Genomic DNA, 19,768 nt, shown 5'->3' on the forward strand with positions numbered 1-19,768 from the left:
CGAACACCTAGACCGCGCCGCCGCAGGCGATGGGCTGTTCCGTCCAGATGCACTTGCCCTCGGCGGTGTAGCGGGTCCCCCAGCGCTGCGCGAGCGCGGAGACCAGCTGCAGCCCCCGTCCGCCCTCGTCCGTCTCGGCGGCCCGGCGGATCCGGGGAGTGGTGGAGCTGGCGTCCGAGACCTCGCAGATCAGCGATCTGCCACGGATCAGCCGAAGCCGGGTCGGCCCCCGCGCGTGCCGCACGACATTGGCCACGAGCTCGCTCACCAGCAGTTCGGTGGTCATGATGAGATCGTCGAGATCCCATGCCTCCAGCTGTTCGCGGACATGGGTGCGGGCGAGACCGGCGGCGACCGGGCCATCCGGCAGCGGCCACCCGGCGGTGTTCCCGGAGGGCAGTCCGTGGAGCCGGGCGATCAGCAGGGCGGTGTCGTCGGCGGTCAGCCGCTGGGCGGGCAGCATGGTCCCGACCAGGAGGTCACAGAGCCGGTCGAGCCGGTCGTGGTCCTCGCCGTGCTCGCCGCCCGCCCCCCGGCCGTTGGTGCGTGGACGGCGCGGAGGACAGGTGAGGAGCCGGCCGTACTCGCTGGTGAGCACTTGGGTGCACTCGGCGATGCCGGTCTCGATGTCGCGCGCCGCGGACTCCACCAGACCGTCGGTGAACAGCACCAGCAGAGTGCCGTCGGGCACCTGGAGATCCACGGTGCAGAACGGGGGCTCGGCGGCCCCCAGTGGCGGATCGGGCGTCGGATCCAGGCACTCCACGCTTCCGTCGGGGCGCACGATCAGGGGCGGGGGATGACCGGCGCGGGCGAGGGAGCAGCACCCCGAGACGGGGTCGTACACCGCGTACAGACACGTGGCGAAGGAGTCGTCGCCCAGATCGCTGACGACCTCGTTCAGATGGGCCAGGACCTCCTCGGGAGGCAGTTCCAGGTTGGCGAGCGTGTGTACGGCGGTGCGCAGCCGCCCCATGGTGGCGGCCTCGGCCAGACCGTGGCCCATCACATCGCCGATGACGACGGCCACCCGCTCCGCGGACAGCGGAATGACGTCGTACCAGTCGCCGCCGACGTCCGTGCCGCTGCTGGCGGGCAGATAGCGGACGGCGGGGGTGAGGGCGGCCGGCGAGGGCAGGGCCCGGGGCAGCAGACCGCGCTGGAGCGCCTGGGCGCGGGCATGCTCGGCGTCGTAGAGGCGGGCCCGGGCCAGCGCCTGGGCGATCACGCCGGTGAGGGCGGTGAGCAGGGTGCGCTCCTCGTCGGAGAACTGGCGGGGCTCGGCGAAGGAGATGATGCACACGCCGATGGTGACTCTCGAGGCGATCATGGGCAGTACTGCCCATGCTTCCTTCCGCGAGAGGGCGGGCCTGCCGACCAAGTCGGGGAAGAGCTCCTCGTACTCCTCGGCTGATGAGATGAAGTGGGGCAGGCGCGAATTGAGCACATCATTGAGCGGACGGAAGCCCTCGAACGCCGGAATTCCGTCGACCATGCGGAGGAAGACGCTCGGATAGCCGACCGCTCCGCCCAGGTGCAGCCGGCCGCCCTCCAGGATCTCGATCAGCAGACCCGCGGCGCCGAACGGCGGCAGCACATGGTCGGCGACGACGTCGACTACGTCCTGGGTGGTCACCGCATCGGCGAGCGCACTGGTCAACTTGCGTATCCAGGCAGCCTGTTCGGCACCGGCACGCTCGGCCTCCGCACGCCGCGCGGCCTGGGTGCGCCGTTCGGTCGCATCGGTGAGATAGGCCGTCAGCCCATCGGGCACGGAGACCAGCCGGATGTGGTACCAGCGGTCATCGGTGGGCCACCGGATGTCGAACCCGGTCGGCCTGCCGTCGGCGGCGGCGCGGCGGCAGCGCTCCTCCAACTCGGGGACCGTGCCGGCGGGGCCCTCCCAGAGCGGCCTGTCGAGCACCTCCGCGGCCGGGCCGACCAGGCGCTCGGCCTCGACATTGAGGAAGGTGATCCGCCAGTCCTGGTTCACCGCGAAGAACGCGTCGCTCATGTACCGCAGCGCCTGCCCCACCGACTCCCGGGCCATCCGGCTCACGGTGGTGTCCCAGACCTTCCCGATCATGCGGACGGGCTCGCCGCTCTCGTCGAGTTCGAGATGGGCGCGGCTCTGCACCCACCCGCTGGTCCCGTCGGGGCGGCGGACCCGGTACTCGGCCTCGTACCCGCTCCGCTCACGGAGCGACTTCTCGGTGGCGGCCATCACCCGCGGCATGTCCTCGGGGTGGATCAGGTCGATCCAGCTCTCGATCCGCCGCTCGTAGCCGCGGGGGACGCCGAGGAGCGTCAGGCCCGCCCGGTCCCACCACATCTCACCGGTGCGGATGCCCCATTCCCAGGAGCCGACGTTGACCACTTCCGGGGACTGCTGCAGCACCGGGCCGCCCGGCTGCTGATGCCACCAGGGGTGTTCGTCGCAGTCGCCGATCCCGCCCGCCGAGCGCGAGAGGCGGCGCTCGGCCCAGCCTCCCACCGTTTCGAGGAAGGCGGCCTGTTCCGAGGTCGGCTCCCGCGGGCCGGTGAGGACGGACAGCGCGCCCACCGGCCCGTCCGGCCCGGTCAGCGGAACGGATGCCACCGTGGTGCCCGCCGGCAGGGCCCCGGAGGAGGCGCGGCCGGTCTCCGCGGGTCCGAGGGTCTCCCCGGGTCCGAGAGTCTCCCCGGCGGCCGCGGGCAGCCAGACGAAGCGACCGTCCCGCACGGCCCGGGCGGGGGCGTGCGGGGCCTCGTCCTGGCGGATCTCCTCCCAGCCCCCGAGGGCGGGCAGCGGCAGCCCACTGGCCAGGACCAGGCGCAGCGTACGGCTGCCGGCCGGGCCGCAGGACCAGTGCATCAGCCCCGCGAGTCCGCCCAGCTCGGAGACCGCCTGGTCCAGGGCGTGCTGCAGCGCCTCACGGTCGTTGAGCGCGGCGCCCACCGTCGAGAGCAGGGAAAGCCGTTCATCACCCCATGAGTGGGAGCGCCCCGCCGCATCTGTTCCGCGCCGCTCCTCCATCCCCGGACCTCACCTCATGGAATAGATCATTCTCGGACAAACGTAGCACTGGCATATGCCCGGCATCACTCAGTCGACGTCCGTGGCCAAGTTCCCTATTTTCCCTACTGGAAAAATAGGGAATGATGAAGTCCGGCCGGATGGAGGGGAGCGGGCGTGACGGTGGTGGATGCGGTGGCCGAAGCGCCCGACCGCGCGTGGTGGCTGCAGATCGCCGGCGAGGCGGCGGACGACCTCGCCACGGACGCGGTCATCCGCGACCAGGCGGGCAAGACGCCGTACGACGAGGTGGCCCGGTTGCGCGAGGCGGGGCTGTTGGCGTTGCTGATCCCCGTCGAGCACGGGGGCGGGGGAGCGGGCTGGTCCACGGCCTGCGCCGTCTTGCGGAAGATCGCCGCGGCCGATGGCGCGATCGGCCAGGTGCTCGGCTGCCACTATCTGTTGTCCTTCAGCGCCCGCTTCTTCGGCGGGGCCGAGTTGGCCGCCCGGCTGGAGCGGGAGTCGGCGGCGGGGCAGTGGTGCTGGGGCGGCGGGCTGGCCACCCGGGAGCCACGGCTGACGCTCACCTCCGGGAGGGGTGGCCGGGTGGTGAACGGACGCCAGGGGTACGCCACCGGCGTCCTGGTCGCCGACCGGCTGGCCGTCCGCGCCACCCACGCCGACACCGGCGAACCCCTGGCCGTGCTCGTCGACACCGCCGATCCCGGTGTGGTGTGCGGCAGCGACGACGGGGACACCTTCGGGCAGCGGCTGGCGGCCGGCGGAAGCGTGGAGTTCGACGCGGTGCCGGTCGAGGACGACGCGGTGCTCGGCCCGCTCTCCTGGGACGAGGACACCCCGACGCCCTTCAGCGGTCTGGCCGCGCCGACCGGACGCCTGGTTTCGGCGCAGATCTGTCTCGGGATCGCGCAGGGGGTGCTCGCCGAGGCCCGCGAGTACACCAGGGCCGTGCACGCCCCCTGGCCGCACACCTCCCCGCGCGATCCGTACGCGCTGACCACCTACGGGGAGCTCACCGTCGCCACGTTCTCCGCCGCCGCCCTCGCCGACCAGGCGCTGGAGGCCCTGGACGGCGGGCTGGCGCGGGGCGAGGACCTGACCGACGACGAATGCGCCGAGATCACCGTGCTCGCCGCCGCGGCCGAGGCCGCCGCCTCCCGGGCCGCCCACGACGCCACCGCCCGCGCCCTGGACGTCGTCGGGGCGCGCTCCGCCTCCTCCGCCTACGGATTCGACCGCTTCTGGCGCAACGCGCGCACCCATACGCTCTACCACCCCGTCGCACACCGGCTCCACGAGGTCGGGGACTACTTCCTCAACGGCGAGCACCCCCCGTTCACCCTGCCCTTCTGACGGCCCGCCGCGCCGGTGGCGGATAATCACGGTATGCGGATCTCGGCGAAGGCGGACTATGCGGTGCGGGCGGCGTTGGAACTGGCCGCGGCGGGGGAGGACACCTCCGTCAAGGCCGAGGTGATCGCCGGTGCGCAGGGCATACCGCACAAGTTCCTCGAAGGGATTCTGGGCGATCTGCGGCGGGGCGGACTGGTGGCGAGCCAGCGCGGGGGCAATGGCGGCTACCGGCTGGCCCGCCCGGCGGACACCATCAGCATCGCCGAGGTGATCCGGGTGGTCGACGGGCCCCTGGTGTCGGTGCGCGGAGTGCGCCCGCCCGAGCTGTCGTACTGCGGACCGGCGGAGTCGCTGTTGCCGCTGTGGATCGCGGTGCGGGCCAATGTGCGCAAGATCCTCGGCGAGGTGACCCTCGCGGAGGTGGCCGCGGCCCGGCTGCCCGGCGATGTCCTGGGCCTCGCCGAGGACCCCGAGGCATGGACCAATCCCTAGCGGCCTCCTCCGCCGCGGGACGACCCGGCGTCCAGGCCGTCGACCATGCGGTCGAGCAGACGGGCGAACGTGGCGTCCGGGGTGAGCGGGCGGATGGGGGCGGAGAGCGCCTCGGCGAGTTCCGGGTGGTGTCCGTCGGCGGCCACCACGGCGAGGTACCGGGCATCGGCGGCGGCCCGGTCGGGTGAGTCGGCGAGCGCGGCCTGAGCGATCTCATCGGCGACGAGTCCGGCGACGAAACCCGTGATCAGGCTGAACACCTCCAGCTTCGCACCGCCGTCCAGCGCGGTGGGCCGCAGGGCGGCGAGCGCGTATTCCACGAAGGCCAGGGTGTTGGGCCCGAGGGACCAGCGGCGGTTGAACAGCGCGGCGGGAAGCCAGGGGTGGCGCAGCATCAGGGCGCGCTGGGCATGGGCGATGGCCTTCAGATCGGCGCGCCAGTCGCCGGTCAGGGGGGCTGGTGGTGACAGCTCACCGTTGACGTGGTCGACCATCAGCAGCAGCAGTGTCTCCTTGTCGGGAGCGTAGCTGTACAGCGACATGACCCCGGCGCCGACCTGCGACGCCACCCGCCGCATGGTGACCGCGTCGATTCCCTCGGAGTCCGCCAGGGCGACGGCTGCGGCGGTGATCGCCTCACGGCTGAAGGCGGGTTTACGCCCCTTGCGGGGCTGCTGGGGGCTCTGCCACAGCTGCTGGGGGTCGACGCCTCCGGCGCCGGACCCATCACCGCGAACCACGACCTGATCGCTCCTTCCCGCCATGGCGACTTGCGGAATCCATCCAAGCATCTACTATTCTCGTACGTGGTACGGGAATGCGGGGAGGGGAATGCGGGATGACGTCACCTACACGTGATGCTGGGTCCGGGGCCACCGACGGAGTGGCCGCGGCCGCCTGGGTCGCGCCTTCGGGCAGGCCGCCGCTGGCGGCGCGGATGATGAGGGCGACCTGGCGCGGCCTTCCGGCCAGGCGCTACGAGGCCGGACGGGAGCCGGACCTCGAGATGCCGGCCGCCGACGGCAGCACCCTCCGCGCGGACCACTACTTCCCCCGCGCCGAGGGCGACTTCCCCACTCTGCTGGTGCGCTCGCCCTACGGCAGGGGAGTGCCCTGGTCGCCCATGTACGGGATGCTCTTCGCCGAACAGGGCTTCCACGTCGTCCTGCAGAGCTGCCGGGGCACCGGTGGCTCGGGCGGCGAGTTCGACCTGTGGCGCAATGAGGCGGCCGATGGCCAGGCCGCCGTGGCCTGGCTGCGGGACCAGCCCTGGTTCAACGGCGCGCTGGGCACCATCGGCCCGAGCTATCTCGGCTATGTGCAGTGGGCGCTCGCCCTGGACCCGCCGCCGGAGCTGCGGGCGATGGTGGTGCAGGTCGGGCTGCACGACCCGCACGCCCTGTTCCACCGCGGCGGCGCGCTCCAGCTGGAGAACGCCCTGCTCGTCGGCTCCGGCATGACCTCCCAGCACCGGGGGTTCGGCCCCTTCGTACGGGCCACGCTGCGCCTCAAACGCCATCTGGAGCACATCACGCGGGCGCTGCCGCTGCGCGGATCGTATGTGCGTGGCTTCGGGGGTGAACTGCCCTGGCTGGACTCCGCCATGTCCCAGCCGGACGCCGACGACCCGTTCTGGAAAGGCGCGTCCGCCGGTGGCGCCGCCGATGGCCTGCACGTCCCCACCTGCCTGATCAGCGGCTGGCAGGACGCGCTGGTGGACCAGACCTTCGAGCAGTACGGCAGGCTGCGCCGGTCCGACTGCGACACCTCTCTGCTCGTCGGACCGTGGACGCACACCTCCGCGCTCCAGCGGGGCTGGCCGGAGGTCTTCGCCGACAGTCTCGCCTGGCTGCGCGCGTATCTGTGCGATGACCCCTCGGGGCTGCGCCCGGCCCGGGTGCGGGTGCACATCGGCGGCCAGGGGCACTGGCGGGACCTCGACGACTGGCCGCCGTCCCCGGACACCGCCCCGTGGTACCCCGCGGAGGGCGGGCGGCTCACCCGGCAGTCGCCCGAGGCGTCCGCCTCACTGGCCTCCTTCCGCTACGACCCGGCCGACCCCACCCCGTCCATCGGCGGACCGCTGCTCTCGCCCACCTCCGGGAACCGTGACAACGGCGATCTCGAGAAGCGCCCCGATGTGCTGACGTTCACCGGCGAGCCGATGGACGAGCCCATGGACGTCCTCGGCCCGGTCGCCGCGCGGCTGCGGATCTCCACCGACACCGGGTACGCCGATGTCTTCGCCCGCCTGTGCGACGTCGACGAAAAGGGCCGTTCGGTCAATGTGTGCGACGGGCTGGTGCGGTTGCCGACCGGGCCGGGGCAGCCCCTGGAGATCACCGTGCCGATGAGCTCCACCGCCCACCGCTTCCTCCCCGGCCACCGGGTCCGCCTGCAGATCAGCGGCGGCGCCCACCCCCGTTCCGCCCGCAACACCGGAAGCGGCGAGCCGGCGCTCGACGCGACCACCCTCACGCCCGTGCGCATCACCGTGCACGGGGCCTCGGTGCTGGACCTCCCGGTGGTCCGCACCGAGCGGTGAGCCGGTGACTGGCGCGCGCGGGGGGCGGGCCAGTCGCCGGTGCACACCTCCGCCCGGCACCGGGCGGACACCCGGCCGCGGTCGGGAGCCCTGCCACGGCGGGCCTCCTACCGTGGCCGGGCCGGATCGTCCACCACATAGCCGAGGGCCTTGTCGACCACATTGCGCAGCGGACGGCCCTCGCTCCGCCGGATCAGATTGTCGAGGAACAGCTCGCCCAGGTCACCGCGCCAGTCCGTCACCTCGCCCGCGGTGTGCGGGGAGACGATGACGCCCGGCATCTCCCACAGGGGCGATTCCACGGGCAGCGGCTCGTGGGTGAAGACATCCAGCGCCGCCCCGGCCAGCCTGCCCTGGGCCAGGGCGGCGACGAGGGCCTGCTCGTCGACCAGCGGGCCACGCCCGACGTTGACCAGCCGCGCACCCCGCTTCATCGCCGCCAGTACGGGCGCGTCGACCATGCCACGGGTGGCGGGGGTGAGCGGGGCGGCGAGGACCACATAGTCCGCCTCGCCCAACGCCTCGGGCAGGGCCGCCGGGCCGTGCACCACGCCGAAGTCCGGGTCGCCGGTCAGCGGTGTGCGGCCGGCGCCGCTGACCCGCATGCCGACCGCGCGCAGCAGACGGGCGACCGCGCGCCCGATGGAGCCGGTGCCCCAGACCAGGACCGTACGGTCGCCGATGCGCTCGCTGTCCGAGGGCCGCCACTCCCGGCGGCGCTGATGCTCCCAGGTGCCGGGGAAGTCCTTGGCGAGGGAGAGGATCAGCCCCAGGACGTATTCGGCGATGGGCCGGTCGTAGACGCCCCGCGCGTTGGTGAGCACCACCTCGGGATTGCCGGTCAGTGCGGGGAAGAGAAACGGGTCCACTCCCGCCGCGGCCACATGCACCCAGCGCGGCGCCTTCGCCGGATCGCCCGGCCAGGCCGCGGCCACCGCGGCGGACAGCGGCCACCACGCGAGCAGGGCGTCCGCCCCGGGGAGGAACAGCGGCAGCTCCTCCTCGGTGGCGTACACCGTCTCGGCGAGGGACTCGATCCGCGCCCGGTTGGGCGGCAGATGGTCCCGGTACAGGACGACCAGCCGGTCAGCCACGTCCGGCTCCCACGGGCCGGCCGGCGTGACACCGCACATGCCCGTCTGGAACACCTACCGCGGCGGTGGCATCGGTCATGACGGGTCTCCCACGGGCGTGACGGGTACGGGCGGACGCCTCAAGCGTGACCGCCGCCACGCCGGTGGACAACGGACAGAGTGTCCACCCGATGACGAGGGACGGAACACGGTGGACGTTGACGGTGGCCGTCGGCTGAACCAGGGTGATGGCCAGCCGGAACGCGTCACCGGCCGCTCCGGAGCCCATCCCCGTCCCCCGGGCCACACCCCGCCCACCGCGCGGTTCCCCCGCCGCATGCGTCCCGACCGCGTACATCGCCGTGCGTGCCCACCGAATGCTTGACACACGATGCCCGCCACCGCCCCGGCACCCCGGCATCGGCCCGCGCCGCAGCGCCCCTCCTCGTCCCCAGGAGAAGCAAGCATGTCCCTACCCGGAACCTCCCGAGAGCCCCTCCAGAACTCCTCGCCCACCCTGGACAACGCCCCCGTCACCGCCTTCCACCGCAGGATGGTCCTCGTCGCCATGGGCGGTCCGTTCTGCGACGGCTATCTGCTCGGCATCATGGGGGTCGCGCTCAGCCTGATCACCCCGGCCCTGGCCCTGGACACGCTGTGGACCGGGCTCGTGGCGGCGTCCGTCCTCGTGGGCGTCTTCCTCGGTGGCGCGGTGTTCGGCCCGATCACCGACCGGGCGGGCCGCCATCTGATGTATGTGCTCAACCTGGCCGCGTTCGTGATCGGCTCCGCGCTGCAGTTCTTCGTCACCGAGGCGTGGCAGCTGCTGGTGCTGCGGCTGTTCATCGGCATCGCCATCGGCGCCGACTACCCCATCGCCTCGGCCCTCACCACCGAGCTGGTGCCGCGCCGGATGCGCGGCCCCGCCCTGTCCGGGCTGGTCCTGGCCTGGTGGGTCGGCTACGGGGTCAGCTACTGGGCCGGGTGGCTGCTGCTGGGCACCGGCGACGACGCATGGCGCTGGATGCTCGCCTCCGGCGCGGTCCCCGCCGTGTTCTTCCTCCTCCTGCGGGCGGGCGTTCCCGAGTCGCCGCGCTGGCTGGCGTCACGGGGACGGGTGGAGGAGGCCAGGGAGGTCGTACGCCGCCACCTCGGTCAGGAGGTCAGCGCCGAGGAACTGCTCGTCGAGTCCCGCCCCGACCGGCGGGGCGGCTCCGGCCTGGGCAATCTCGCCGAGATGTTCCGCCGCGGCTACGGGATTCCCGCGCTGTTCTGCTCGCTGTTCTGGATCTGCCAGGTGGCGCCGGCCTTCGCGGTGCGGTCCTTCCAGCCGCAGATGCTGGAGTCCTTCGGGGTGACCGGCACCTTCGGCGCCAGCGCGCTGATCACCACGATCGCGGTCGCCGGAACGGGCCTCGGACTGCTCGTGGTCAACCGCATCGGCCGGCGTCCGCTGCTCATCGGCAGCTTCCTGTGCATCAATGTCTCCCTGATCGCGCTCACCGTGCTGCCGCTGCACTACGCGGCCCTGGTGGTGGCCCTCTTCGCCGCCTTCCAGTTCTTCGAGGCCGCGGGCAGCGGACTGCAGTTCGTCTATCCCAGCGAGCTGTTCCCCACCGATCTGCGGGCCACCGGCGTCGGCGTCGCCACCGCCATGAGCCGGGTGGGCTCCGCCTCCAGCACCTTCCTGCTCCCCATGGCCACCGCCGACCTCGGGGTACGCGGCACCCTCGCCATCGGGGTGGCGATCACACTCATCGGCCTGGTGGTCTCCGTCCTCCTCGCCCCCGAGACCAAGGACCTCGGCCTGGCCGAAGCCAGCAGTCGCGCCTGACGTCCCATCAAATTCATGCGTGACACACCGTCAAAAACCATTGTCGTCGCCTCGGAAAGGACGCGCCCATGCGCAAGCTGGTCTCCTTCGACTGCTACCGCACGCTCATCAACTTCGACACCCGCACCGCCACCCACGAGATCGTCAAGGACCGGCTCGCCGAACTCGGCGTCGACCCAGAGCAGTTCCACCACGACGCGTATGTGATGCGCTTCCAGGGCGTCCTGGACGAATACCTGCCCTACCGGGAGATCGTCCGCCGCACCCTGCGCAATGTCATGACACTGCACGGCCTGGAGTACCGGGACGAGGACGGCGAGGCGCTGATCGAGGCCATCAAGAAGTTCACCCCCTTCCGCGAGGTCCCCGACGCGCTGCGCCGCCTCAAGAGCGAATACGACATCGCGATCCTCTCCAACAGCGAGGACGACCTGATCGGCTACGCCGTCGAGGCGCTCGGCGTGGACTTCGACCATGTGCTCACCGCCGAGCAGGCCGGCGCCTACAAGCCGCTGCCGCAGGCGTTCGAGTACCTCATGAAGGCCACCGGCCGTGGCCCCGGGGACATCATCCACACCGCCCAGGGCTGGGAGTACGACATCATGCCGACCAAGCGCTACGCGGGCATGCGGCGGATCTGGGTGAACCGCTACGGCTTCCCCGGCTCGCCCGCCTTCCAGCCGTACGAGGAGATCAAGGACCTGTCCGAGCTGCCCGGACTGCTCGGGGTCTGACCCCCGCCCCGGCCACTCCCGCCACCGCCCACCCCGCGAAGGGAATCCATGACCGCCACCACGGCCGGCCGTCCGGCGCCGGTCAACGGCCGCGTCGCCCACTGGTTCGCCGAACTCCCCACCCCGCGCCCGGCGTTGCCCGGCGACCACGACGCGGATGTGTGTGTCGTCGGCGCCGGACTGACCGGACTGTGGACCGCGTACTACCTCAAACACGCCGACCCCGGTCTCCGGATCACCGTCCTGGAGGCCGAGTTCGCCGGATTCGGTGCCTCCGGCCGCAACGGCGGCTGGGCCTCCGGGCTGATCCCCGGCGCCCGCGACCGGATGGCCAGGGCGTATGGCAGGCCCGCGGTCCTGGACTGGCAGCGGGCCATGAATGAGGCGGTGGACGAGGTGATCGACGCCGCCGCCCGCGAGGGCATCGACGCCGGCATCGTCAAGGGCGGCACCCTGCGCGTCGCCCGCACCCCCGCCCAGGCCACCCGGCTGCGCCACAAGGTCGCACAGGACCATGAGTGGGGGGTGGCCGACTCGGTACTGCTCACCCCCGCCGAATCCGCGAGGCGCATCCGCGTCGACGGGGTCACCGCCGCCGCCTTCACCCCCCACTGCGCCCGGCTGCAGCCGGCCGCCCTGGTCCGCGGCCTCGCCGACACCGTCGAACGGCTCGGTGTCACCATCCATGAGAAGTCCCCGGTCACCGCCGTCGAACCGGGCCGTGCGATCACCGCGCACGGCACCGTCCGGGCCCCCGTCGTGCTCCGGGCCACCGAGGGGTACACCGCGTCCCTCAAGGGGCTGCGGCGGGCCTGGCTGCCCATGAACAGTTCCATGATCGTCACCGAGCCGCTGCCCGCCCGGATCTGGCGGGAGATCGGCTGGGAGGGCCGGGAGACCCTCGGGGACACCGCCCACGGCCATATGTACGCCCAGCGCACCGCGGACGACCGGATCGCGATCGGCGGCCGCGGGGTGCCCTACCGCTTCGGCTCGCGCACCGACCACCAGGGGCGGGTCGGCGAGCGCACGATCGGCGAGCTCGTCCGGACCCTGGAGCGGATGCTGCCGCAGACGGCCGGGGTCCGGGTGGACCACGCCTGGTGCGGGGTGCTGGCCGTGCCCCGTGACTGGTCCGCCACGGTCGGCCTGGACCGGGCCACCGGGCTCGGCTGGGCCGGCGGATACGTCGGCCACGGAGTCACCTCCACCAACCTGGCCGCCCGCACCCTCACCGATCTGGTCCTGGAGCGCGACACCCGGCTCACTCGGCTGCCGTGGACCGGCCACGCCCCGGGCACCTGGGAGCCCGAGCCGTTCCGCTGGCTGGGGGTGCGCGGTCTGTATGTCGCCTACCGCCTCGCCGACCGCCATGAGGCGGGCGGACGTGTCCGTACCTCACCCATCGCCACCATCGCCGACCTCATCGCACGCCGTCCGTGAGGCCGCCCGCCGCCGCGTCCGGGCCCCGTTCGACGGCCCTGGGCGCGGTGGCCCGGCTCTGCGATGATGAGCGGTATCCGGAGGGAGTCCGTCCAGATGCCGTTGCTCACGGTTGCCGACGTCCTGCGCCTTCCCGTCATCGTCGCGGGACTTCCCCGTGTCATGGCCGGCGAGGGGCAGCTGGCCCGTGCGGTCCGCTGGGTGCATGTCACCGAGCTGCTCGATCCCGCCTCGTTCCTCGAGGGCGGAGAGCTCGTACTGACCACCGGCATGCCCCAGCCCAACGACCCCAGCCGGCTGCGCGGCTATGTGGACCAGCTGGCCGACATCGGCGCCGCGGGGCTCGTGGTGGAGCTCGGCCGCCGCTACCAGCAGGTGCCACCGGACCTGGTGGCCGCCTGCCGCGCACGGGACCTACCGCTGATCGTCCTGTCCCGCGGCATCCGCTTCATCGAGGTGACCCAGACCGTCCACGCGCTGATCCTGGACGCGCAGGGCGAGCTGCTGCGCCGCTCCCAGCAGGTCCATGAGATCTTCACCGGGCTGACGCTGCGCAACGCGGCGCCGAAGGAGCTGGTCCGCGCCGCCGCCGATCTGATGGGCCGCCCGGTGGTCCTGGAGAACCTGCTGCACCACGCGGTGGTCTCCTGTACGGCCGGTGGCACGGCCGGAAAAGTCCTGGAGGCGTGGCCGCGCCGCTCCCGTGCCACGCCGACCCCCGACACCGCGGGGGCCAGCGGACCCGAGGACTGGCTGGTGGCCCCCGTCGAGCACAACGGCCGGCGCTGGGGGCGGCTGGTGGCACTGCCGGACGCGGCCGCCCCCGCCGCCGACCCGGAACACACCATGATTCTCAGGCGCGCCGCCACCGCCCTCACCCTGGCCCGGCTGACCGGCCACACCCAATGGGACCGCCAGGCCCACACCTGCGCGCTGCTGGAACTGCTGCGCTGGAGCTACCGCGGCCGCACCGAGGCGCGCATCCGCATCGAGGCCCTCGGCATACCCGTCGTCGGCCACCGCCTCATCGCCCTCGCCATCGGCCACCACGGCGCCACCGCCGACAAGACGGGCCTGGACGACCGCCTGGCCGACACGCTGCGGGACTCGGGCATCCGGGCCCTGGTGGGGCGGCTCTCCCCGGACCGGACCGGGGTGCTGCTCGCACTGGCCCGGGCCAGTGCCTGGCAGCCGGTGGTGGAGCGGATCAGCCGGCTCGCCGGGGAGACACTCGGCGAGCCGGGGGTGGTGGCGGTCGGACCGGGAGTGACGGAGATCGACCAGGTGGCACGGGCGTTCCGGGAGGCCGAGGAGGTCGTGGACGCCATCGGCCCCGGCACCCCGCACCGACCGTTCCATGTGCCCTCCGACATCGGACTGCCCGAGCTGCTGCACGCGCTCCGCGACGACATCCGCGTGCAGAAGTACGTTGAGCACCAGCTGGGCAGGCTGATCGAGTACGACGAGCGGCATGCGGGCGATCTGCTGAGCACGCTGCGCCACTACCTCGCCGCGGGCAACAAGTCCATCGCCGCCAAGCAGATCGGCCTCTCCCGCCAGGCGTTCTACCAGCGGCTGCACACCATCGAACGGCTGCTCGGCCGCGACCTGGAGTCCGGTGTGCAGCGCACCCAGCTCCATGTCGCCGTCACCGCCCTGGACACGCTGACGGCGGCCGGCGCGGGAGGATGGGAGGCATGACATCCGAGACCGGCTATCTGCTGGACAACCGGCAACGCGAGGCCGGGCGGCGCTTCGACGCGCTGGCCGAGCTCTTCGACCCGTGGACCCTCGACCACCTCGACCGGCTCGGCCTGGCCGCCGGTTGGCGCTGCTGGGAGGTGGGAGCGGGCGGCCCCTCGGTGCCCACCGCCCTCGCGGAGCGGACCGGGCCCAGCGGGCAGGTGCTGGTGACCGACATCGACACCTCCTGGCTGACGGAGCTGTCCGGCCCGGCCGCCGCCCCGATCGAGGTGCGGCGCCATGACGTGGCCCGCGATGAGCCACCGGGCGGCGGCTTCGACCTCGTCCACGCCAGGCTGGTGCTGGTGCATCTGCCCGACCGGGCCGAGGCGCTGCGGCGGATGGCCCAGGCGGTGCGGCCGGGTGGGTGGCTGGTGGTGGAGGACGCCGACCCGGCGCTCCAGCCCCTCGCCTGCCCCGACGAGCGCGGCCCGGCCGAGGAGCTGGCCAACCGGATCCGCCGCGGGTTCCGCGCGCTGCTCGCCGAGCGTGGTGTGGACCTCGCCTTCGGCCGCACCCTGCCCGCCCTGCTGCGTGGCGCCGGGCTGCACGACGTACGTGCCGAGGGCTGCTTCCCGCTGACCTCCCCGGCGTGCCGGGAGCTGGAGGCGGCCACCGTGCGTCAGTTGCGCGGGCGGCTGGTGGCGGGCGATCTGGCCACCGAGGAGGAGATCGAGCGCCATCTGGACCATCTGCGCGGCGAGGGGATGGACGTCACCACCGCCCCGCTCATCACCTGCTGGGGGCGGCGCCCCCACTGAGCGGGTGGCAGGGCCGGGGTGCTCAGTCGAGCAGACCGAGCTGTCCCGCGGCCCGGATCGCCAGCCAGACCTCGGCGAACGCGCCGGTGCTGGAGAGGTCGCGGCCGGTCAGCTCGCTGAAGCGGCGCAGCCGGTAGGCGAGGGTATTGGGGTGCACATGGAGCGCCGCGGCCGCCTCGTCCGTACGGCGGTCGCGCTCCATCCAGGTGCGCACCGACGGCAGCAGCCGTGAGCCATGCCCCGCGTCGTAGCGCTGCGCCTCGCCCAGCACATGCTCGACCAGGTCGGTGAGGGCTGCCGGGTCGTCGGGGAGCCAGCGGCCGGTGACATCGTCGCCGTACCGCACGAGGGCCCGGCCGGACGCGACGGCGTGGGAGGCCGCCCACAGTGCCTCGCGCTGGGCGATCCGCAGCGGGGTGCCCGGGCTGAACGGGCGGCTCATCCCGGCGGCCACGCCGGGCAGTGACTCGACCGCGTCACCCAGGCCGGGCGAGCCGAGCAGATAGCGGTCCTCGCCGCGCTTGAGCAGCAGACACGGCTGATCCTCCAGCGCCCGCAGTACGGCGTCCTCGGTGACGCCCCGGACCACCGCCAGCACGGTCTCGCCCTCGATGGAGTGGCGCAGCAGATGGCGCCGCGCCACCGCGGGTTCGAGCGCGCCCTGCAGCAGCTCGGCGAGGATCTCCGCGCCCTCGCGGCGCAGCGTCTCCCGTTCGGTGCGGACCATGGCCACCTGGAGGGCGGCCACCGTGGCGATGTGCTGCACCACCGCGAGCCCCGCCGGGCGGGCGCCCTCCCGTTCGAAGGCGATGAGGAAGCCCGCCGGACCACCGGGGGAGGGGACGGGGAGGGCGAAGCCGCCGGGGATGGTCGGCGGGGCGTCCGCCGAGCCGGGGATCACCGATGTGTCGGGAGCGGGCACCCCGGGCAGCAGCGGCCGGCCCTGGGGGGTGCACAGGTAGATGTCGTAACCGGAGAGCTTCTCCAGCCGGCTGAAGAGCGTCGCGGTGTCCAGATTCTCCGAGGTCAGCCAGCGCAGCGCGCCGAACACCTGGAGCTGGGCGCCCAGCCGGTGGCGGGCGTCCTCCTGGACGGCGGCGGCCACTTCCTGCGCCACCGCCATGAACGGCACGGCCAGCGGGATTTCCAGGACCGGCATGCCCCGCTCCTCTGCGGCGTCGAAGAACGCCCGGCGCAGCGGGGGCATGCGCAGCTGGGCGGAGACGGCCAGGGCGGCCACCCCGGCGTCGTCGAGCCGCTCCAGATAGCCGCGCTGTCCGGCCGCCGAGCGGGGCATCGCTATCCCCGTCGTCATGATCATTTCGGAGCCGAGCAGCCACGGCGTGGGGTCGTCCAGCTCGCTCACATGGGCCCACGACACCGAGCGGTGCAGCCCGGCGCCACCCGCGATCAGACGTAGCTGGAGGGCCGGATACGACAGCAGCTCGTCGACCGTCACACCCTGCTCTTTGTTGTTCACCACAAATTGAGCCTAACTCTTTGTCTCAGCAACGATTGTCGCGCGGTTCCTCCGCTGTGCAGACTCGCCCGACCGGACCCCACCGGCGCACGTGAAGAAGGGACTGCGAGAACCATGACCGAACCCCGAGGACCCGTCGACTCCTCCCGGGTCCCGCGCTTCGCCGGACCGGCCACCTTCGCCAGGCTGCCCCGCCTCGACGAGGTGTCCGGCGCCGACGTGGCCGTGGTGGGTGTCCCGTTCGACGGCGGTGTCTCCTACCGCCCCGGCGCCCGCTTCGGGCCCGCCGCGGTGCGCGAGGCCAGCCGGCTGCTGCGCCCCTACCACCCGGGTCTCGATGTGTCGCCGTTCGCCACCCAGCAGGTGGCCGACGCCGGTGACATCGCCGTCAACCCCTTCGACATCGGCGAGGCCATCGAGACCATCCAGGACGCCGCGAACGGCCTGCAGGCCGACGGCACCCGCCTGGTCACCATCGGCGGCGACCACACCATCGCGCTCCCGCTGCTGCGCGCCGCCGCACAGCGGCACGGCCCGGTCGCGGTGCTCCACTTCGACGCGCACCTGGACACCTGGGACACCTACTTCGGCGCCGAGCACACCCACGGCACCCCGTTCCGCCGGGCCGTGGAGGAGGGCGTCGTCGACACCTCCGCCCTCTCGCACGTCGGAACCCGCGGCCCGCTGTACGGCAAGCAGGACCTCACCGAGGACGAGAAGCTGGGCTTCGGCATCGTCACCTCCGCCGATGTCTACCGGCGCGGCGCCGACGAGGTGGCCGACCAGCTGCGCCAGCGCATCGGCGACCGGCCGCTGTACATCTCCATCGACATCGACTGCCTCGACCCGGCCCACGCCCCCGGCACCGGCACCCCCGAGGCGGGCGGCCTGACCTCGCGCGAGCTCCTGGAGATCCTGCGCGGACTGGCCGGCTGCCGACTGGTGGGCGCCGATGTGGTGGAGGTGGCGCCCGCCTACGACCACGCCGAGATCACCTCGGTCGCGGCCTCCCACGTGGCCTACGACCTGATCAGCCTGCTCGCGCTGCAGGGGAAGCGGGAGACGACGGATGAGTGATTCCCCGGCACTGACCGAGGTCGAGAGCTACGGAGTCGAGCGCATCCCCGACGCGGACCGCAGCGCGACCCCCTTCGACCTGTTCCGCGTCGCGTTCGGCGGCGCCAACACCTTCGCCACCTGTGTGCTCGGCGCCTTTCCGATCCTCTTCGGGCTCTCCTTCTGGCAGGGCCTGGCGGCGACCGTGCTCGGCGTGGTGGGGGGCTCCCTGATCCTCGCCCCGCTCGCGGTGTTCGGCCCCTGCAATGGCACCAACAACGCGGTCTCCTCCTCGGCACACCTGGGGGTGCACGGGCGGATCGTCGGCTCCTTCCTGTCGCTGCTCACCGCCATCGCGTTCTTCTCCATCTCGGTGTGGTCCTCCGGCGACGCGCTGGTCGGCGGCGCCCACCGGCTGATGGGCGTGGAGCAGAACGACGGCGTGTTCGCCCTCGCGTACGGCATCTTCGGGCTGCTGGTGCTGACGGTGTGCGTGTACGGCTTCCGGTTCATGCTCTTCGTCAACAAGATCGCGGTGGTGGCGGCCTCGACGCTGTTCATCCTCGGCTTCTTCGCCTTCGTGGGGGACTTCGACCCCGGTTACCAGGGGTCCTTCCCCTCGGCGTCCACGGCCGGATTCTGGCCCGCGTTCATCGGCTCGGCGCTGATCGTGCTGTCCAACCCCGTGTCCTTCGGCGCCTTCCTCGGCGACTGGGCGCGCTACATCCCCGCCGACACCCCGCGCCGGAAGGTCGTCACGGCGGCGTTCGCCTCGCAGATCGCCACCATCCTGCCCTTCTTCTTCGGCCTGGCCACCGCCTCGATCATCGCCAGGAAGGCCGCGCCGTACATGGACCCGGGCGCGCCGAACTACGTCGGCGGACTGTTGGCCGTCTCGCCCGGCTGGTACTTCCTGCCGGTGTGCCTGCTCGCGCTCATCGGCGGCCTGTCCACCGGCACCACCTCGCTCTATGGCACCGGCCTGGACTTCTCCAGCGTGTTCACCCGGTTCAGCCGGGTGCAGGCCACGCTGTTCGTCGGAGTGCTCTCGATCGGGTTCATCTTCCTCGGCCGGTTCGCCGCCAATCTGTCCCAGTCCATCTCCACCTTCGCCACGCTGATCATCACCTGCACCGCACCGTGGATGATCATCATGGTGCTCGGCTATGTGACCCGGCGCGGCTGGTACGACCCCGATTCGCTCCAGGTGTTCAACCGGCGCCAGCGCGGCGGGCGCTACTGGTTCCACCACGGCTGGAACTGGCGTGGCATGGGCGCCTGGCTGACCGCGGCGGTGCTCGCCCTGCTGTTCGTCAACGTCCCCGGGCAGTACGTCGGCCCGCTCGGCGATCTGGCCGACGGCGCGGACATCTCGCTGCCGGTCGGTCTCGCCACCGCCGCGCTCCTCTACCTGACCATGCTGTGGATCTTCCCCGAACCGCGCGAGGTGTACGGGCCCGAGGGGCCGCGGCTGGTCCGCGCCTCGGACGCGCCCGTGCCGCCGATCACCACGGAGACCGGCGCGCCGGGGACCGCGGTGGTGGAAGGGGCGTGAGGCCGCCGTGCGCCTGATCGACCTCTCCGTACCCGTAGCCACGGGAATGCCGGTCTACCCCGGCGATCCGCGGGTGGCCATCGCCCCGGCGCTGAGCGCCGCCGACGACGGGGTGAACGTGCTGCACCTGGACATGGGGTCGCAGTCCGGCACCCATGTGGACGCCCCGTTCCACATCGACGACGCGCTGCCCACCCTGGACCAGCTGCCGCTGGAGCGCTTCTGGGGCCGGGCCGTGGTGGTGGACGCCCGTGGCGCGGAGCCCCGGACCCCGCTCGGACCGTCCCTGTTCGAGGGGTGCTTGTCCGAGGGCCGGCCGCGGACCGGAGACATCGTGCTCGTGGCCACCGGCTGGTCGCGGCACTGGGGCGGTGAGGACTACCTCGCCCATCCGTATCTGACCCGGGAGGCCGCCGAACTCCTGGTGGCCGCCGGGATCCGCACGGTCGGCATCGACGCGCTGAGCGTCGATGCCACCCCCGCCGACGACCTTCCCGCCCACCGGATCCTGTGCGGCGCTCACGCCGTCATCGCCGAGAACCTCACCGGTCTCGACCCCCTGCTCGACGCGCAGACGGCGGGAGAGCCCATCGAGGTCTCCCTGCTGCCGCTGCGGCTCCCCGCGGCCGACGGCGCCCCCGTGCGGGCCGTGGCCCGCGTCGGCTGAACCACCCACGCAAGGA

General features: G+C 72.5%; 15 protein-coding genes. 11 read left to right on the forward strand and 4 right to left on the reverse strand.

The window, feature by feature from the left end:
- Positions 1-7: 7 nt before the first annotated feature.
- On the reverse strand, positions 8-3,016 hold the full coding sequence (locus tag ACFYOY_RS27645) for a SpoIIE family protein phosphatase (protein ID WP_388590260.1): 3,009 nt from the start codon (positions 3,014-3,016) through the stop codon (positions 8-10).
- Positions 3,017-3,172: 156 nt separating this feature from the next.
- Between ACFYOY_RS27645 and ACFYOY_RS27650 the strand changes: the two genes are divergently transcribed.
- Both ACFYOY_RS27650 and ACFYOY_RS27655 read left to right on the forward strand, forming a co-directional pair.
- Entirely contained in the window at positions 3,173-4,369 is a 1,197-nt protein-coding gene (locus ACFYOY_RS27650) for an acyl-CoA dehydrogenase family protein (protein WP_388590262.1), read from the forward strand.
- Between the two features lie 33 nt (positions 4,370-4,402).
- A complete protein-coding gene (locus ACFYOY_RS27655) occupies positions 4,403-4,861 on the forward strand; it encodes an Rrf2 family transcriptional regulator (protein ID WP_208521241.1) in 459 nt (152 codons plus the stop codon).
- On the opposite strand, the gene ACFYOY_RS27660 is transcribed toward ACFYOY_RS27655, so the two are convergent.
- Positions 4,858-5,601, reverse strand: coding sequence for a TetR/AcrR family transcriptional regulator C-terminal domain-containing protein (locus ACFYOY_RS27660; RefSeq protein ID WP_351884791.1), 744 nt, complete (start codon positions 5,599-5,601; stop codon positions 4,858-4,860). The genes ACFYOY_RS27655 and ACFYOY_RS27660 overlap by 4 nt on opposite strands.
- 98 nt (positions 5,602-5,699) lie before the next feature.
- On the opposite strand from ACFYOY_RS27660, the gene ACFYOY_RS27665 reads away from it, so the two are divergent.
- Positions 5,700-7,406, forward strand: coding sequence for a CocE/NonD family hydrolase (locus ACFYOY_RS27665; RefSeq protein ID WP_388590264.1), 1,707 nt, complete (start codon positions 5,700-5,702; stop codon positions 7,404-7,406).
- Positions 7,407-7,513: 107 nt separating this feature from the next.
- On the opposite strand, the gene ACFYOY_RS27670 is transcribed toward ACFYOY_RS27665, so the two are convergent.
- Positions 7,514-8,500, reverse strand: a complete 987-nt coding sequence (locus tag ACFYOY_RS27670; protein WP_351884794.1) for a D-2-hydroxyacid dehydrogenase — start codon at positions 8,498-8,500, stop codon at positions 7,514-7,516.
- 445 nt (positions 8,501-8,945) lie between these two features.
- Here ACFYOY_RS27670 and ACFYOY_RS27675 point away from each other — a divergent pair, with 445 nt between their 5' ends.
- The 5 genes from ACFYOY_RS27675 (at position 8,946) to ACFYOY_RS27695 (ending at position 14,994) form a co-directional block, all read left to right on the forward strand.
- Positions 8,946-10,313: an MFS transporter gene (locus tag ACFYOY_RS27675; RefSeq protein WP_351884797.1), complete on the forward strand. Its 1,368-nt coding sequence runs from the start codon at positions 8,946-8,948 to the stop codon at positions 10,311-10,313.
- Positions 10,314-10,381: 68 nt separating this feature from the next.
- Positions 10,382-11,047 carry an HAD family hydrolase gene (locus ACFYOY_RS27680; protein WP_351884800.1) on the forward strand — a complete coding sequence of 222 codons (666 nt, stop codon included), beginning with the start codon at positions 10,382-10,384 and terminating at the stop codon, positions 11,045-11,047.
- 48 nt (positions 11,048-11,095) lie between these two features.
- On the forward strand, positions 11,096-12,490 hold the full coding sequence (locus ACFYOY_RS27685; RefSeq protein WP_351884803.1) for an FAD-dependent oxidoreductase: 1,395 nt from the start codon (positions 11,096-11,098) through the stop codon (positions 12,488-12,490).
- A 96-nt stretch (positions 12,491-12,586) separates the two neighbouring features.
- Positions 12,587-14,191, forward strand: coding sequence for a PucR family transcriptional regulator (locus ACFYOY_RS27690; RefSeq protein WP_388590267.1), 1,605 nt, complete (start codon positions 12,587-12,589; stop codon positions 14,189-14,191).
- Positions 14,188-14,994 (forward strand): class I SAM-dependent methyltransferase, encoded by an 807-nt coding sequence (locus tag ACFYOY_RS27695; protein ID WP_388590269.1) that lies wholly within the window; start codon positions 14,188-14,190, stop codon positions 14,992-14,994. The genes ACFYOY_RS27690 and ACFYOY_RS27695 overlap by 4 nt, the downstream gene beginning before the upstream one ends.
- Positions 14,995-15,016: 22 nt before the next feature.
- Here the strand turns inward: ACFYOY_RS27695 and ACFYOY_RS27700 are convergent, their stop codons facing one another.
- Positions 15,017-16,477, reverse strand: coding sequence for a PucR family transcriptional regulator (locus ACFYOY_RS27700; protein ID WP_351884812.1), 1,461 nt, complete (start codon positions 16,475-16,477; stop codon positions 15,017-15,019).
- Positions 16,478-16,588: 111 nt separating this feature from the next.
- On the opposite strand from ACFYOY_RS27700, the gene speB reads away from it, so the two are divergent.
- Genes speB through ACFYOY_RS27715 form a run of 3 tightly spaced genes read left to right on the forward strand, consistent with a single transcriptional unit; the run spans position 16,589 to position 19,752 of the window.
- Complete coding sequence (gene speB, locus ACFYOY_RS27705) at positions 16,589-17,551, forward strand: agmatinase (RefSeq protein WP_014058268.1); 963 nt, start codon at positions 16,589-16,591, stop codon at positions 17,549-17,551.
- A complete protein-coding gene (locus tag ACFYOY_RS27710; protein WP_351884816.1) occupies positions 17,544-19,085 on the forward strand; it encodes a cytosine permease in 1,542 nt (513 codons plus the stop codon). The genes speB and ACFYOY_RS27710 overlap by 8 nt, the downstream gene beginning before the upstream one ends.
- A 7-nt stretch (positions 19,086-19,092) precedes the next feature.
- On the forward strand, positions 19,093-19,752 hold the full coding sequence (locus ACFYOY_RS27715; protein WP_388590272.1) for a cyclase family protein: 660 nt from the start codon (positions 19,093-19,095) through the stop codon (positions 19,750-19,752).
- Positions 19,753-19,768 lie beyond the last annotated feature (16 nt).

Origin of the sequence: Streptomyces sp. NPDC007875, from assembly GCF_042868035.1 — a bacterium.
Lineage (GTDB): Bacteria > Actinomycetota > Actinomycetes > Streptomycetales > Streptomycetaceae > Streptomyces > Streptomyces antimycoticus.

What these genes read in the sequence shown, in the direction of transcription:
- ACFYOY_RS27685 (WP_351884803.1), top strand. Translation starts at nt 11,096, where the DNA reads ATGACCGCCACCACGGCCGGCCGTCCGGCGCCGGTCAACGGCCGCGTC.
- ACFYOY_RS27675 (WP_351884797.1), top strand. Translation starts at nt 8,946, where the DNA reads ATGTCCCTACCCGGAACCTCCCGAGAGCCCCTCCAGAACTCCTCGCCC.
- speB (WP_014058268.1), top strand. Translation starts at nt 16,589, where the DNA reads ATGACCGAACCCCGAGGACCCGTCGACTCCTCCCGGGTCCCGCGCTTC.
- ACFYOY_RS27680 (WP_351884800.1), top strand. Translation starts at nt 10,382, where the DNA reads ATGCGCAAGCTGGTCTCCTTCGACTGCTACCGCACGCTCATCAACTTC.
- ACFYOY_RS27665 (WP_388590264.1), top strand. Translation starts at nt 5,700, where the DNA reads ATGACGTCACCTACACGTGATGCTGGGTCCGGGGCCACCGACGGAGTG.
- ACFYOY_RS27690 (WP_388590267.1), top strand. Translation starts at nt 12,587, where the DNA reads ATGCCGTTGCTCACGGTTGCCGACGTCCTGCGCCTTCCCGTCATCGTC.
- ACFYOY_RS27655 (WP_208521241.1), top strand. Translation starts at nt 4,403, where the DNA reads ATGCGGATCTCGGCGAAGGCGGACTATGCGGTGCGGGCGGCGTTGGAA.
- ACFYOY_RS27695 (WP_388590269.1), top strand. Translation starts at nt 14,188, where the DNA reads ATGACATCCGAGACCGGCTATCTGCTGGACAACCGGCAACGCGAGGCC.
- ACFYOY_RS27645 (WP_388590260.1), bottom strand. Translation starts at nt 3,016, where the DNA reads ATGGAGGAGCGGCGCGGAACAGATGCGGCGGGGCGCTCCCACTCATGG.
- ACFYOY_RS27710 (WP_351884816.1), top strand. Translation starts at nt 17,544, where the DNA reads ATGAGTGATTCCCCGGCACTGACCGAGGTCGAGAGCTACGGAGTCGAG.